The sequence below is a fragment of the Brumimicrobium glaciale genome, from assembly GCF_004152935.1.
Taxonomy (GTDB): Bacteria; Bacteroidota; Bacteroidia; order Flavobacteriales_D; family Crocinitomicaceae; genus Brumimicrobium; species Brumimicrobium glaciale.
The window spans coordinates 135,064-151,669 of sequence record NZ_SETE01000005.1 but is presented as its reverse complement, the minus strand read 5'-3'; the positions used below and the strand labels follow the sequence as shown (position 1 = coordinate 151,669).

The window sequence follows — 16,606 nt, the reverse complement described above, 5'->3', positions numbered from 1 at the left end:
AGATTGCAAATAAACACAAACAATTTCATTTTGGCGAATACAAAGAAAGAAAATAAACCAGCAGAAACTCCTCTGATGAAACAATACAATCAGATTAAGTCTAAACATCCGACGGCATTATTGTTATTTCGTGTTGGAGATTTTTATGAAACCTTTGGAGAAGACGCAATTAAGGCTTCTCGTATTTTAGGAATTGTGCTTACCAAAAGAAAAAATGGAGTTGCTCAGCATATCGAATTAGCTGGATTTCCACATCATTCTTTAAATACTTATCTACCAAAATTAGTTCGTGCAGGAGAGCGTGTTGCAATTTGTGATCAGTTGGAAGATCCAAAATTGACAAAAACTATTGTTAAGCGAGGTGTTACAGAATTGGTAACTCCTGGAGTGGCTATGAATGATCAGGTTTTGGAACACAACAAAAACAATTTCCTAGCTTCTATTTTCCTCGGAAAGAAAGAACATGGAGTTGCGTTCTTGGATATTTCAACTGGAGAGTTTTTAATCGCTCAAGGAAATTCAGAATACATCGATAAATTGATGCAAGGTTTTGAACCTAGTGAAGTGCTTTATTCGCGTCAACAAGATCAAAAGTTTAAAGAATTATTCGGTGAAAGATTTTATACATTCCGACAAGAAGACTGGGTTTTCTCAGAAGATTTTGGTCGTGAATCATTAAATAAACATTTTCAAACCAAAAATCTTAAAGGATTTGGCGTAGAGGAATTAACAGAAGGAATAATAGCAGCGGGTTCGATTCTACAATATATTTCAGAAGCGCAGCACAAACAATTGGGACATATTTCTAAAATCAGCAGGATTGAGGAAGATAAATATGTGTGGTTAGACCGTTTTACAACGAGAAACCTAGAGTTGATTAATTCTCCGCATGAAAATGGCGCGACTTTATTGTCTGTTTTGGATAAAACGATTACTCCGATGGGTGGTCGAATGATGAAAAGATGGATGGTTTTGCCATTGAAAGATTTAAAAGCAATTGAAGCGAGATTGGATGCTGTGGATGCTCTACTCGCCAATGATGAGGTTGCTTTTGAATTGAGTCAGCGCTTGAGTAATATCTATGATTTAGAACGCTTGGCTTCTAAAATCGCAGTAGGAAAAGTGAACCCGAAAGAGGTGAACCAACTCAAGAATACTTTATTAGAAATTGAGCCGATTCAAAATATTCTTAAAAGCACAGATGCTAAAGCATTATTAAGTATTGCAGATCGGATGAATCCTTGCGAACAATTGATTGCTTTAATCAATGAGCAATTGGATGATGATGCTGCAATTCAAATTGGAAAAGGAAAAGTTATTGCTGATGGTTTTAATGAAGAATTAGATGAATTGCGTAAACTTTCTAATTCTGGACGGTCTTTCTTAGAAGATTTACAAAAGAGAGAAGCGGAGCGAACAGGAATCCCAAGTTTAAAAGTTGCTTTCAATAATGTGTTTGGGTATTATTTAGAAGTTCGAAATACACATAAAGATAAAGTTCCAGAAGAATGGATTCGCAAGCAGACTTTGGTGAATGCAGAACGTTATATCACTGAAGAATTAAAGATTTACGAAACAAAAATTCTAGGAGCAGAAGATAAAATTGATTTGATTGAAAGAAGACTTTTTCTTGATCTGACTTTGTCAATGGCAGAATATATCACGCCAATTCAGTTCAACGCTTTTTTAATAGGTCAATTGGATTGTTTCCATTCGTTTGCGAAAGTTTCGAAAACACACAATTACAATCGTCCAGAACTCAATGAAGGCTACGCAATCGACATTAAAGATGGTCGCCATCCTGTGATTGAAAAGCAAATGGCAGTAGGTGAAGACTACATTGCGAATGATGTTTATTTAGACAATGACACGCAGCAAATCATTATGATTACTGGACCAAACATGTCGGGTAAAAGTGCAATTCTTCGTCAAACTGCTTTGATTTCACTCATGGCGCAAATGGGATGCTTTGTTCCAGCGAAAACTGCCAAACTCGGCTTGGTGGATAAAGTATTTACAAGAGTTGGAGCTTCAGATAACATTTCTTCGGGTGAATCTACTTTCATGGTAGAAATGAACGAAACTGCCAGTATTTTGAACAACCTTTCTCCAAGGAGTTTAGTGCTCTTGGACGAGATTGGTCGTGGAACAAGCACTTATGACGGAATCTCTATCGCTTGGGCAATTGCGGAATATATTCACCAATATCCGCAAGCAAAATGTAAAACGTTATTCGCAACGCATTACCATGAGTTAAACGAAATGACAAATAAATTTCCTCGCATTAAAAACTATACAGTTTCAGTAAAGGAAGTCGGTACGAAAATCTTGTTCTTGCGTAAATTGATTGAAGGAGGAAGTGAGCACAGTTTCGGAATTCACGTTGCAAAGCTTGCTGGAATGCCAAATCCAGTAATTGAACGCGCAACAAAAATGTTAAAAGAATTGGAAGCTTCAAACCGAGGTTCAGACAGAGAAAAAGTCAAAGAAGCGGGTAATTCTGCCGACATGCAATTGAGCTTTTTCCAATTGGACGATCCTATTTTGGTAAGTATTCGAGATGAGGTGGCCAATATGGATATCGATACTTTAACACCGGTTGAGGCGCTTTTTAAATTAAATGAGATTAAGAAGAAGGTGGGAAGCGGGAAGTAATTATGAATTATGAATGTTGAATTATGAATTCGTGGGGATTAATTACGAATTAGAAATTACGAATTTGATGGATCGATTGACGGGTTGATGGTTTTTTTTAGCTTGTCAAATCAATAGTTCTGTTTTAAGTAGATTTTATTTAATTAAAGGCATTATTTTCACCTATTTTCACTCCGTTGAATTTAAGTATCGTATCAAATTCTTTTTTGACATGTCCTATGCATCCTATAAAACTATTTTCATATATTTTACGATCTTCCCAGTTTATGACTTGCAGTGTTTCTTTTTCGTAAGACATAAACCTGCATGACAAGCAATTACTTTTCGATATTTCTTTACTTTTTGTTAAGGGGCATTTATAGATTATGTTTTGCCTGCCATAAACAGGTTTTTCTTTGGTTTTTGAGTAGATAAAGTCTCTAATTTTAATTTTCTTCTCTTCTGCCAGTTGCTTTTTGTCTTGAATATATTGGTTATTTATCCATTTCATTAATTTTATATTTCCATCTAAGGCAATTTTAAGCTGTTTTTCGTGAATCTCTCGATCAAATTTAGATAAATCTATTTCTATACTTGTTACTCCATTTCTCTCTATTTTACTTAACTTTTCATCATCTATGAAATGAGTAACCGCAACTTCAATATGTAATTCCTTATTTTTTATTTTTCCTATTAAATCTGGTTTTATCCCGTCTTGATATTTTTCTACTTCTATAGTATCAAAATTCACTTCATAGATGCTAGTTGACTCATATGGAATAGCTATTCTATTTGAATTATATTGATAATCTCTTGCTGAATCTGAAAGAGAAAATTCATGTTTAGGTACTTTTAACTTTAGTTCTTTAGCTATAATTTCCTTTGCCATATAGTGTAGCATAGTCTCGTAGTAAAAACGGCAATCTCTTTTATTGTGATGTTTAAAGTGATGAGCGTTTTTGTTTTTTGGATTATTATAAGCTACTACTGGGGTTTCACAACTAGGACAGACACAATCACAATTTAAACCATTTTCAACATCTAGAATATCTATGAGTACACCATTTTTTAGAGCTTTTGTAAAGTGTTTTTCGTTTATAAGGTTGTCATCTTCCATTTAAATTCAAATATATGGTTAAAATCTTATTGTTGTAATCAACAATCCGTTAAACATTAATTAATAATTATTTTTTTGTAGTTTTAGATGAAATTCAACATTTTATGAAATACTTAATTTTACTTGCCTTACTTTGCTGTTCACTTTATGGACTTAAAGCACAAGAGGAATCTTTGCCACGTTGGTTAACTGATGCGGAAAAAGCTCAAATGTCAACCTATCAATTTAGTGATTATTCTCCAGAGCGAGGTTCAACAACTCCTCCAGTTGGGAATTTACGTACCATGGCTGAGTGGGAAGAAATTGAATATTTATTGGTGGCTTGGGATCAAAACTATCCAACAACTTTGACAGGAATTGTGGCAGCAGCGGTAAACGAATGTAAGGTTTTGATTCTAACTCCGAATGAAAATAGCGTTACTTCAATTTTGCAAAATGCTGGTGTTGCTATGACCAATGTGGTTTTTCTAGATTATAATTTCAACTCAATATGGTTACGAGATTATGCAGCCAACTCAGTTTACAAAGATTGGAACGATTCATTAATTTTAGTCGATTGGATTTATAATCGTCCACGACCGTTAGACAATCAAGCTCCTGAAGCTTATGCTAATTTCTTAAATATTCCTATTTATCAAATGACTTCTTCTCCCACTGACGTGATTGCGACAGGAGGAAATTATATGACCGATGGATTTGGAACAAGTGTTTCTTCGAAGTTAATTCTCGATGAAAATGCTGCTTCAAATAACTATGGAGTTACTCCGAAAACGGATCAAGATCTCAATGCTATTTTTAATGATTTTATGGGAATTGAGAGTTACCTAAAAGTTGAACGCTTGCCTTATGACGCTATTGATCACATTGACATGCAGATAAAGTTCATAGATGAGGAAACACTTTTGGTAAGTGAATATCCGGCAGGAGTTGCTGATGGACCACAAATAGAAGCGAATCTCCAATACCTCTTGAGTAATTTTACTTCCGTTTATGGAACACCTTATCGTGTAATTAGAATTCCTGCGCCACCTTCAACAAGTGGTTCTTATCCCGATAATAATGGACATTACCGCACTTATGCGAATCAACTATTTGTCAATAATACGGTAATTGTTCCTTTTTACAGAGAAGAATATGACACCATCGCACAACGTATTTTGGAAGAAGCAATGCCTGGATATAACATTGTTGGTGTGAATGTAGATTATGATTCTGGGGAAACTTTAATTGCATCAGGAGGAGCAATTCATTGTATTACGCATTCTGTTGGTGTTCAAAATCCATTGATGATTTCTCACCAACGTTTGAGAGATACGTATGATAATCTCAATGCTTATCAAGCGACTGCTTATATTTCTCATCGTTCAGGAATTTCGTCGGCAACGCTTTATTACAAAATAGGAGTGTCTGGAACTTATCAATCAATTGCAATGACAGACATAGGAAATGAGGATTGGCAAGCGTTCATTCCTGCTCAAATTGGAGAAGTTGATGTACATTATTATATTGAAGCCACTTCAAATTCCGGAAAAACAATTGCACGTCCGATGCCAGCACCTGCTGGATATTGGAAGTTTACTGTTTTTGATGCTGCCGCTGCAAGTCTTGAAAATGAAGAAATAGAATCACTTGAAGTTTATCCAAATCCAGCTTCTGCAATTACTGTAATTCCAGTTAAAGCGAATGCAAATGAAGAAGGTTTAATAGAATTAGTGGATGGAATGGGAAGAAGAGTGGAGCTTATATATGAAGGGAAGTTTCCACAAGGCGAAAAGAATCATTTTATTGATGCAAATAAATATGCTCAGGGAACTTATTCTGTTCGAATAGTTTCGAATAAAAGAGTAGAGGTTCATTCGTTGGTTATTATGTAGATAGGAGTTTTTTAAATCTTTTTAATGTTTCAATACATTGATTTATAGTTTATTGACTTTGTTTTCATTGGAGATTCTTTATTCTACATTGATTTCTATATCCAGCCAAAAGTATAGTTTAAACATCACTTTTGGCTGGGTATAGAATTTTTAAATCTTTTCAAAAAGACAATCCATAGCGATTTGATTGTCGATTGAATTGTTGCTATTTTGATTGTTTTTTACTCCAAAAGTGGTGATCATAGTGGTGAAAATATTTTTTCTAGTGGTTAGTTCTTTTATGAATTCACTTTTCTTGTTGAGTAATGAAACTTTGTATTGTTTACTAATTGCGTATTCTGAGGTTGAGAACTTAATTTCACATAAATTAATGCAGTTGTCACTTCTATCAATTACCAAATCAATTTGAGCATTCTTATTTTTCCAACTCGAACTATTCGAGCTAATTCCTCCAATTCCTAATGCTTTTTTTATTTGAGGAGTATGTTTTAAACATATCGCTTCAAATGCAAATCCACCCCAAGAAATATAACTGCGTGAGTTAAATAAGGCAGTCCAACTGTCATCGGAATTGTTTTTTATGTACTTCAAATAAAACAAAGAATACTCATCAGACAAGCGATACAATGTTTCTTTTAAAACTTTGTCAAATGGTTTGTATTCTGAAATAAATCCTGATTCAGTTAATTCGCTGATTGTTCGTGTCAATGTACCTCCAGAACTAAGACTTGTATTAGCAACAATTTCTGCTCTTGTTAATCCGTTTTTTGATTTTGATAAAGCTTCTACAATTTTCTCATGATTGGATGAATTATCGAATAAAGAGGAAAGAACGATGTCAAATTCATCTACCAAAATTCCACCGGATTTAAAACACAATCTATTAATAGCTGTTGCGACGCTATCACCTGAAATTATCTTGTCGAGATAATGTGGAATTCCTCCAATAGCCATATAGATTTGTAAATAATCATACCTACTCAAATTAACTTTTTTAGACTTCAAGAATAATTCTGTTTCATGAAGATTGAAAGGCAATAATCTGATTGGGTAAGTGATTCGATTGTGTAAGCCCTTTTTGTCCTTAATAACTTTGTTAATCATAAAGGAAGCTGCAGAACCACATATAACAACAACTAAATCGTCTCTTTTTGTGCAGTAGTCATTCCAAAAATGTGCAAATAAGGAAATGAAATTTGATTTAGGAGTGTGAATCCAAGGCAATTCATCAATAAAGATAACTTTCTTTTTCTTGCTTTTAATCCCCGAAATATATTCTTCCAATAAAGAAAAAGCTTCAAGCCAGTCTTTAGGTTCTTTACTTTTTTTGAATCTCTTAGAGCTCTTTAGAATTTTGTTATGGAAATTAGAAATCTGCTGTTTATAAGTTCCATCAGGAATTCCAGATACTTCAAAAACTATTTCTTTTTTATAAGCTTCACGAATTAAAAATGTCTTTCCGATTCTCCTTCTACCATAGATGGCAATAAGCTCAGAACTGTCGGAATCAATAGCTCGCTGCAAGGTTTTAAGTTCATTATCTCTTCCAATTATCTTTCTCATAAAATTCTATACTTAGCCAAATGTAGGGTTTATTCATGACTTTTGGCTGGGTATAGAAATAGTGTTTTTCTATAAATGCTTTAAAATGATGTTGATATGTTTGTTTTGTTAACCAATAACTATTTTGTGCATATCATTTTTTAGATCATTTTTTTTAGAAAATTGACATTAGTAGCAAGATACTCTAAATCTAGCTCTGTTTTATTCAAGCCTTTAATATGTTTAGATTCGTAAACCAATTTACCTATATCGTCATAAATGCATGGGGAACAATTTCGAATTAAAAAATGTAACTCTCAATTTATATCTAAAAAGATACCCCAATATTTTTAAACCTTTTCTTGATCTTTTTGTTCTAATGAAATAATAATACTGATATTCACTTATATTACGGTGTAGAATAAGAATCATAATTGAGAGATATAAATAAAATAGCGGTTTTACTTTTCGTGCGAAATGCTTACGAAGAATCCAAGCTCAAGCAACTCGTAAAAGGGGAGAGCAGTAAGAACGTACATTTGTTTAAGTATCTTAATAAGCGAATTGTCAATACCGTAAAGCAGACGGATTTCGATTATTTCATCATTGATTCATCTCATCAACATGGAAATACCTTCGCTGAACGGTTCAAACACGCCTTTAAATCTATTTTTGAAAAAGGTTATGATGCCGTTATTAGTTTAGGAAATGACACACCTCAAGTATCGAGTCAAACTTTGCACGACGTTGTTCATTGTTTTGAAAATCATGATGTTGTTGTTGGCAAAACAAATTTAGGCGGCGCTTATACAATTGGTTTAACGAAATACGCATTTTCAAAATGTTCTTTTGAGTCAGTTGATTGGAGTACAAGTCGAGTTGTGGAATCTATTGAAAAACGCGCTATTTTCCAGGGAAGTAGTTATTTTCAATTGGAAACTGTTTACACTGAATTGAGTACTCATTCTGATTTAAAACTCTTCATTCAACAATTAATTGAAAAAGAAATATGCCTAATTGAAGATTATTTCTTCTTGGGCTTAATTCGACCTATAAAACACCACTATAATTATCGACAGTTAAAAATGAACGCCCTTCAAATTGGCGTTACTGAAATTAGAGGTTCACCGGCTGCTTAAAAGCAATACTCTCCGAAAATTATCGGAATCTAATTCAAAATATTTTAACTAAAACAAATTCGAAATGAAGTTTTTCATAACGACCGTCATGCTGATGGTTGGTTTAACTGTATTGTCTCAAAAAACAATACAAGGTGTGGTATTCAATGAAAAAAATGAAGCTATTCCTTACGTCAAAGTAAAAATAATTGGTGAAAACCAAGGTGCTGAAACTGATGAAAAAGGTGCTTTTCAACTTGTTGTTAATGCCACAGACTCTATTCAGTTTTCAGCAGTTGGGTATAAAAGTCAAGGGTTTTCGGTACAAAGCAAGATAGATTGGACAATTACACTTGTCTCTTCTGTAAATGAACTGGATGAGGTCGTTATTACAGCGCTTGGTTTAAAACGCAGTAAAAGAGATTTAGGTTATGCAATTCAATCTTTGAAAGGTGAAGAAATCACAGAAGTTCGTCATCCCAATTTAGTAAACTCACTAGCAGGAAGAGTTGCGGGAGTTCAAACAACAAGCGGTTCTTCTGGAGTTGGTTCTTCATCTAGAATAATCATTCGTGGAGAAACTTCGCTTTCTGGAAATAATCAACCACTTTTTGTTGTGGATGGAGTTCCGGTGAGTAATGAATTCATTGCTAATAATACTGAGAATCTAGAATCTGGTTTTCATGAAGTAGATTATGGAAATGGAATTGGAGACTTTAGTGCTGATGACATTGAATCCATTAATGTGTTGAAAGGACCTAGTGCAGCTGCACTGTATGGCTCTCGAGCTGCTGGAGGTGTTATTATTATTGAAACAAAGGAAGGAAAACGAAGCGATGGAATCGGTGTGAGTATCAATTCTAGTGTCACTTTCGAACAAATTGCTTTTTTACCAGAATTCCAAAATACTTATGGACAAGGATCTGGAGGGAAGTTTGCCTACGAAGATGGACTTGGAGGTGGAATCGGTGATGGTGGATTGGTTAGTTTTGGTCCAGCTTTAAACGGTCAATTAATCACACAATATGATGGAGCTTCTTTTGATGAGAACGGAAATCCATTGCGCGGTGGTGATGTGATTGCTAGAAAAGGAAATCCAATTACGGCAACACCGTGGACAGAAAATCCTGATAATGTGAGAGCCTTTTTTAACACTGGAGTTACAAGTCAGCAAAATATAGCTTTATCTGGAGCCAACGAGAGTGGAAGTTTCCGTTTGTCATACACACGATTAGATAACCAAGGAACGCTCCCAAATTCCGATTTTAAGAGAAATAATGTGGCTTTTACAAGTACCTATAATTTTTCTGAAAGACTCAGTATTCGAACACATGCAACGTTCATTAATTCTTCCTCTACTCACAGACCAGGTCTAGGATATGGAAGTGAAAATGTGATGTATTCTTTCCTTTGGATGGGAAGACAGGTTGATTTAGAAGCAGCGGAAGATTATTGGCAGTCAGGTCAAGAAGGATTCCGTCAGTTCAATTACAATACACAATGGCTAGATAATCCATACTTTAATGTCTTTGAAAATCGCAATGGATTTGAGAAAAATCGTTTATTAGGAAATGCTATTTTGAAATATGAGATTTCAGAGCATTGGAATATTCGTTTTAGATCAGGAATTGACACTTATGCGGATTTAAGAACTTCACAAAGAGCTTTTAGCACACAACGTTTTAAAAATGGTGCTTACAGAGAAGACAATGTGACTTTTTCAGAATTAAACACCGATTTAATGTTAGGATATGATAACACTTTCGGAGAAAAATGGAGTTTTAATGCAGCAATTGGAGCTAATAATTTCACGCAAGAAACAAAGTATAAAAGCTTATTGGCCGGACAATTATCTGTTCCTGGTGTTTACAATTTTGAAAATTCAAAAGTGGCATTGAAGGCCTCACAATTTAACGCTCAAAAACAAATAAATTCAGTTTACGGATTAACAGGAATTGGCTTTGATAGATTTTTATTCTTAGACCTTACAGTAAGAAATGATTGGTCAACAACTTTGCCGAGTGAAAGTAACTCATTCGCTTATTATTCTGTGAATGGAGCTTTTGTGTTTTCAGAAAAAATAGAATTACCAAAATGGTTTTCTTATGGAAAATTAAGAGCCAGTACTTCAAGTGTAGGTTCTGACACAGGTCCATTTCAACTGAGAAATACTTATTCTTTCAATCAAAATTATGGAAGTTATCCGCTGTTAACAAATAGTTCGACTTTATTGAATGAAAACTTAAAGCCCGAGCGAATTAATGCTTTGGAAACAGGCGTTGAATTGTATTTCTTCAAAGAACGATTAGGAGTAGATGTGACAGTTTATCAAAACACAGCAAAAGATCAAATTATCACATTGCCAACATCTTCTGCAAGTGGATATTCTGGACAGGTGATCAATGGAGGAGAAATTCAAAGTAAAGGAATTGAAATCATGTTAACAGGAACTGTTGTTAAACGTCAAAACTTTAGTTGGACTGCTTTCGCTAACTTTAGTAAAGGCGCAAGTTATGTAACTGAATTGCCAGAAGGAATTGATCAATACACAACAGGTTTTGCGCGCTTATATACTACAGCTGAAAACACTGTTTTTTACATAGCAGATGCTGAAAATGGCGGACGAATTGGTGACATGTATGGAACAGGATTTATGAAAACTGATGAAGGTCGTGTTATTTACGGAGCGAATGGATTGCCTATTCGTGACAATGAATTGCGTTACTTAGGGAATTACAATCCAGACTTTATCGTAGGATTTGGAAATAGATTTAAGTACAAAGGTTTTGAACTGAATATCCTTTTAGATTGGCGTCAAGGTGGTGAAATAATCTCAAGAACAAAGGCTGTTGGTTCAACATCAGGAGTACTTGCGGAGACTATTGATGGACGTGAAGAAGGAATTATAGGTGATGGTGTAGTAAATGTTGGAACAGAAAGTAATCCTGTTTATGAAGAAAACACAACATCCGTTTCGGCAGCAGAATATTACAATCAATTCTATAATAGAGCAAACGAAGAAAGTTCTGTATACGATGCTTCTTATTTGAAAATCAGAGAAATCGGACTTTCATATACATTTCCAAACAGCTGGGTTTCCAAATTCAATATTCAGGAATTCAAAATTGGAATTGTAGCAAGTAACTTATTTACATGGACAGAAAATCCGCATTTTGATCCAGAACTAAGCGCTATGCAAGGAACTTCTCAAATTTATGGAGTAGAAGACTTGTCTTATCCATCCTCAAGAAGTTATGGAATTCAAGTTAAATTTAAATTTTAAGACGATGAAAAAAATATTATTATACTCACTTATTTCTTTCCTATTTATAGGGTGTAAGAAATTCGATCAAGCCAATATCAATCAAAACGCACCTGAAAATGTAAATCCGCAATTTTTATTGTCGAATGTACTTGCAGAAGGTTCAAACAATCAAGCGTATTGGGGTTGGCACGCAGGAAGTTTATTGGCTCAACATTCTTCTAATTTGGAGTTTTTGCCGGTGGACCGATATAATTTAGGATCCAATGAAGGTTTATGGACCGAAACCTATCGTTTAATGAAAGATTTAAAAGACATTAAAGATAGTGAACAAGGAAATGATGCATATTCTGCTGTGGCCGATATTCTCACTGCTCATCAAGCCAGTTTGTTGACAGATCTTTGGACAAATGTTCCTTATTTTGATGCCTTAAAAGGTCAAAGTGAAGCGAATTTTACTCCAGCTTTTGATCAGCAAGAATTAATTTATACAGCAGAAGGTGGAATTCTTGATTTACTTAAAAAAGCAGTAATTACGCTTCAATCAACGACTGAGAAGATCGATGGCGACATCATGTATCAAGGGAATTTGAATCAATGGATTGCTTTTGCCAATAGTTTACGTGTACGATATTTGTTACGTATCAGTGGAAAAGTTGATGTGTCCGCTGAAATGCAAAGTATTGTTGACAATGGAGCAATTTTCCAAAGTGGAATGCAAGAAGCTGTAGTTCCTTATTTATCTGCTTCTCCAAATCAATGGGTTATTTTCACAGAACGAGAAGGCCGTTTTGTTGATGTGAGAATGAGTAAAACAGCAGAAGATATTTTTGCTCCATTAAACGATCCGCGATTGAAACATTATTATAAGCCGACCGTGAATTCGACTCCAACCAATGAAGAGTACAATGGAATTCCGAACGGATTGAGCAGACAGAATCAAAACAGTTATAATTTAAGTGATGTTTCATTATTAGGAAGCTATCTTCGGGATGAGCCAGATGCTGTAAAAGCTGCATTTATGACGTATGCTGAACTGCAATTTTGTTTAGCAGAAGCAGCACATAAAGGAATTATTTCAGGAATGGCGTCTACTTATTATCAAAACGGAATTCAGGCTTCATTTAATCATTTAGGATTAACCATGCCAAGCGGATATTTATCACAAGTTTCAGTTCCATTGGGAAGCGGCACAGATTTAGAACAAATCATGACGCAGAAATGGATTGCTTCATTTATGAATGGTTACGAAGCTTGGTTTGATTTCCGAAGAACAGGTTTTCCGGTTTTAACGATACCTCAAGACAATTTGAATAACGATGTATTTCCAGTGAGATATGCTTATCCTTCAACTGAACAAGCAGTGAATGGATTAAATTATTCGTCAGCTGTTGGAGCTATTGGAGGTGACAATTACAACAGTAAAGGATGGTGGGAGCAATAATGGATAATTTTAAATTTTGGCAATGGATGCTGGTTATTGTAACCAGTCTCCTGCTGATTGTTTTCTCTCCATGGGCAAAGGATTCGAAACAGTTTTTTGCGGCGAATTCAAAAGGGAAATCGCCCAATTTTGGAATGCTTACAGGAAGCTTAGTTATTTCCTGGGTTTTCGCTAAATCAATTGCCGTTGCTTCAGATCTTGGGTTTGAGCACGGTTTTACTGGAGGTTTAGCTTATGCATCTTACTATGCTTCATTTTTGGTAGCCGGAGTTATTATTTATCGCATGCGAACGAAAGGAGGAATCACAAGTATTCACTCTTTTTTAAGAGAAAAATTTGGTCGACAAGCATTACGGCTATTTTCAGTTGTAATTGCTATTCGATTATTCAATGAAGTGTGGTCAAATACAATGGTTATTGGTTATTATTTTGGAGAATATGGCAGCGTTCCATTTTACTCTTCAGTGATTGTTTTTACAGTATTGACATTGATTTATTCCTTAAAAGGAGGATTAAGCAGTTCCATTTTTTCTGATTTAATTCAAATCGCATTATTCGGAATTTTATTGATTTCTATTTTAGTCATTTTTAATGGTCAAAGTCAATCAACATTTGGAGAAGTAGTAACAGAAGGAGATTTTTCATTCGACAATGGAATCAATTTAATTTTGGTTGGATTATTACACAGTTTTTCTTATCCATTCCATGATCCAGTAATGACAGACCGCGGATTTATCAGTAAACCAAAAACTACTTTATGGAGTTTTATTTTTGCTGGAATAATTGGAGGAGCATTAATTTTCTTGTTCAGTCTTGTTGGTATTTACGGTCGATTAAATGGTGCTACATCTAGTAATTTAACAACATTCGGAACGCTCTTTGGGCCTGTAATGTTATTGCTGATCAATTTTATTATGATTGTTTCAGCATCTTCTACATTAGATTCTTCGTTTTCTTCGGCTTCAAAATTAATTGCAGTTGATTTAAAAAGAGGAGCAACTTTAAAAGTAGGGCGTTGGTCAATGCTTATATTTGCAATAGCGGGTTCTATTCCTTTGTTCTTTGATCCAAAAATTCTTTCAGCCACTACAATTAGCGGGGTTATGGTAATTGGTTTAACACCAATTTTTCTTTTTTGGAAAATTCCTGCTCCTAAAATAAGCTTCTTTTTAAGCGTAACAGTTGGAATTGTTTTTGGAATTATGACAGCGTTAGATCTTTTTCCAGAACAAATGTTCTTCACTAGCGGTCCTTATAATGACTTACTTTGGATTACTTTATTTGCATTATTGATGTGTTTTATTGTTTACTTTGTTCCCAAATGGTTAAAATTCAAATAGTATAAAATGGAATCTTCTCATTTGCACCTCTTTTTTGGAGGATCTTACAGTAATATTCATGCGCTAGAAGCATTAAAGGAAGAAGCCGAAAAACTTCAAATTCCAGCGGCAAATATTTACCATACCGGTGATGTTGTTGGGTATTGTGCATCACCAAACGAGACGGTAAATGCGGTCAGAGATTGGGGAATCAATGTCATTGCTGGAAATGTTGAAGTTCAACTTCGTGAAGGAGAAGAGAACTGTGGTTGTAATTTTGACGAAGGTTCAAGATGTGCCGATTTTTCAAATTTATGGTATCCGTATGCTCAGATGCAAGTGACGCAATCCAACATTGAATGGATGAAAACACTGAAAAATCATCAAGTAATTGAAGTAAATGGTTTACGAATTGGAATTATCCACGGTGGAATTGACAACATTTCTGAGTTTATATTTAAAAGCACTCCTTCAGTAATAAAGGAAGAAATTATCAAGCAACTGAATGTTGATGTTATTGTCGCAGGACATTGCGGAATTCCATTTATGCAACAACTTGATAAATCATATTGGATTAATCCAGGCGTAATTGGAATGCCGGCCAACGATGGGACAACTCGGGTTTGGTATGTTGTTTATAATTCTAAAACGAGTTCCTTTTCGATACATTCATTGGAGTATGATTTCAAAAAAGCCAGCGAAGAAATGATCCAAAAGAATCTTCCTATAGAATATGTAAAAACAATCGTTGATGGACGTTGGGACAATTGTGAAATTTTGCCAAGTGAAGAAACGAAGATGCAAGGGGAGGAGTTGGTTGAGGAAATCATGAGAATTCAGCGAAAAAGACAAAATCAAATTTAAGATTTCAAAATTAGTAGGGAAAAGTATTTCCAACTTCCACACAATCATTTTCACTCTTTTTATGTCTGAGTGGAAATTATAATCGAATAATTTCATCAAAAATTTAAATCGTAGCGTACATAGCTATTGTAATAATCTCGTTTTTTTTTATCCGGAACGCGATTTGTTGGTGAAAGCATGAAGATTGATGTTGTTTAGATTTGCTAGAAGATCAATCTAATATTCAATTTCGGTGTTAAAATAATACAGAATTATTTTGTATACAATCTACTAGTTATTATGCAGTTGAAATTAAATGTTTATTTTTTTGAAATTAATCCATATTTTATTGACGTTAAGAAATAAAAAACACTTATATTTGTCCCCGCAAAAGGATAACGATTCTTAGCTAAAAATTGACAAGATTACAACAATATAAACGATGCTAACTTATCTAATTTAGATTAGAAAGTTACCTCGATATAAGCGAGAGTAGCTCAGCTGGTAGAGCACAACCTTGCCAAGGTTGGGGTCGCGGGTTCGAATCCCGTCTCCCGCTCGATATATCGTTAACTTCGATTAATCGAATAAAATACTATCCTGCCCGGATGGTGGAATTGGTAGACACGCCGGACTTAAAATCCTGTGCTCTTTGGGGCGTGCGGGTTCAAGTCCCGCTCCGGGTACTAAAAATCCTTGTAGTTTTTAACTGCAAGGATTTTTTCGTTTAAGAGGTTTTGATTATATTTAATATAAAAACCAAAAAAATGGCGACTGTGTATATTTTATATTCAAAAATTATAGATAGATTTTATATTGGAAGTTGTGTTGATTTAAAAGACAGGTTGATATAACATAATTCAGGATATTTTGAAGATTCTTATACTAAAATCACCACAGATTGGGTTGTATTTTATCAGTGTGATAATTTAGAATACGAAAAAGCTAGAATGATTGAAAAGCATATAAAAAGAATGAAATCTAGAGTTTATTTGAAGAATCTTAAAAAACACGACGAAATAATGAAGAAGTTGCTAGAAAGATACAGTGCGGATCCATGCTGATAGATCGGCACCCGCTCCAGGTACAAAAAACAGTACCGATATTTATCGGTAGATAAACATAGCGAAAGCTTAGTTTATCCTCTGTTTTTTTATTTATACAAATTGCTCAAAATCACACTTCTATATTTTTATTAATTCAACGATAAGTTAGGAAATCAAAATGCCTGGTTTTTAATTTGATGGTTTTCTATATTTCAATCCCATGATATGGATCACAATAGTCGTTTATCAACGCTAATTAACGTTTCGGTTTTTTGATATTGAGCTCCTCCAAAGAATTTTGAAGAATCTATTTTAAATTTCAATTTCTTGGCATCACTCACGATAGCCATTTATAACGGTTAATTATTTTTACGATTCTCTAGTTTAAGCAGCTTCCAATGAGATTT

9 protein-coding genes and 2 tRNA genes are annotated in these 16,606 nt (G+C 34.4%); 9 read left to right on the top strand and 2 right to left on the bottom strand.

Annotated features, from left to right (window positions below; all coding sequences use genetic code 11):
- Positions 1 to 75 precede the first annotated feature (75 nt).
- Positions 76 to 2,655 carry a DNA mismatch repair protein MutS gene (mutS, locus tag ERX46_RS12340; RefSeq protein ID WP_130094414.1) on the top strand — a complete coding sequence of 860 codons (2,580 nt, stop codon included), beginning with the start codon at positions 76 to 78 and terminating at the stop codon, positions 2,653 to 2,655.
- A gap of 139 nt (positions 2,656 to 2,794) precedes the next feature.
- On the opposite strand, the gene ERX46_RS12335 is transcribed toward mutS, so the two are convergent.
- Positions 2,795 to 3,751, bottom strand: a complete 957-nt coding sequence (locus tag ERX46_RS12335) for a hypothetical protein (protein ID WP_130094179.1) — start codon at positions 3,749 to 3,751, stop codon at positions 2,795 to 2,797.
- Between the two features lie 104 nt (positions 3,752 to 3,855).
- On the opposite strand from ERX46_RS12335, the gene ERX46_RS12330 reads away from it, so the two are divergent.
- Positions 3,856 to 5,625, top strand: a complete 1,770-nt coding sequence (locus tag ERX46_RS12330) for an agmatine deiminase family protein (protein WP_130094178.1) — start codon at positions 3,856 to 3,858, stop codon at positions 5,623 to 5,625.
- A gap of 150 nt (positions 5,626 to 5,775) precedes the next feature.
- Here the strand turns inward: ERX46_RS12330 and ERX46_RS12325 are convergent, their stop codons facing one another.
- Positions 5,776 to 7,188, bottom strand: a complete 1,413-nt coding sequence (locus tag ERX46_RS12325) for an AAA family ATPase (protein WP_130094177.1) — start codon at positions 7,186 to 7,188, stop codon at positions 5,776 to 5,778.
- 413 nt (positions 7,189 to 7,601) lie between these two features.
- On the opposite strand from ERX46_RS12325, the gene ERX46_RS12320 reads away from it, so the two are divergent.
- The 7 genes from ERX46_RS12320 (at position 7,602) to ERX46_RS12290 (ending at position 15,839) form a co-directional block, all read left to right on the top strand.
- A complete protein-coding gene (locus tag ERX46_RS12320; protein ID WP_130094176.1) occupies positions 7,602 to 8,306 on the top strand; it encodes a DUF2064 domain-containing protein in 705 nt (234 codons plus the stop codon).
- A 64-nt stretch (positions 8,307 to 8,370) separates the two neighbouring features.
- Positions 8,371 to 11,568, top strand: coding sequence for a SusC/RagA family TonB-linked outer membrane protein (locus ERX46_RS12315; RefSeq protein WP_130094175.1), 3,198 nt, complete (start codon positions 8,371 to 8,373; stop codon positions 11,566 to 11,568).
- Positions 11,569 to 11,572: 4 nt separating this feature from the next.
- The gene (locus ERX46_RS12310; protein WP_130094174.1) at positions 11,573 to 12,991 is read left to right on the top strand and encodes a SusD/RagB family nutrient-binding outer membrane lipoprotein; all 1,419 of its coding nucleotides are present in this window, start codon (positions 11,573 to 11,575) and stop codon (positions 12,989 to 12,991) included.
- Positions 12,976 to 14,331 carry a sodium:solute symporter family transporter gene (locus tag ERX46_RS12305; RefSeq protein WP_242494575.1) on the top strand — a complete coding sequence of 452 codons (1,356 nt, stop codon included), beginning with the start codon at positions 12,976 to 12,978 and terminating at the stop codon, positions 14,329 to 14,331. The genes ERX46_RS12310 and ERX46_RS12305 overlap by 16 nt, the downstream gene beginning before the upstream one ends.
- Positions 14,332 to 14,337: 6 nt before the next feature.
- Positions 14,338 to 15,174: a metallophosphoesterase family protein gene (locus tag ERX46_RS12300; RefSeq protein WP_130094173.1), complete on the top strand. Its 837-nt coding sequence runs from the start codon at positions 14,338 to 14,340 to the stop codon at positions 15,172 to 15,174.
- 465 nt (positions 15,175 to 15,639) lie between these two features.
- A tRNA-Gly gene (locus ERX46_RS12295) sits at positions 15,640 to 15,712 on the top strand.
- Between the two features lie 43 nt (positions 15,713 to 15,755).
- Positions 15,756 to 15,839, top strand: a tRNA-Leu gene (locus tag ERX46_RS12290).
- Positions 15,840 to 16,606 lie beyond the last annotated feature (767 nt).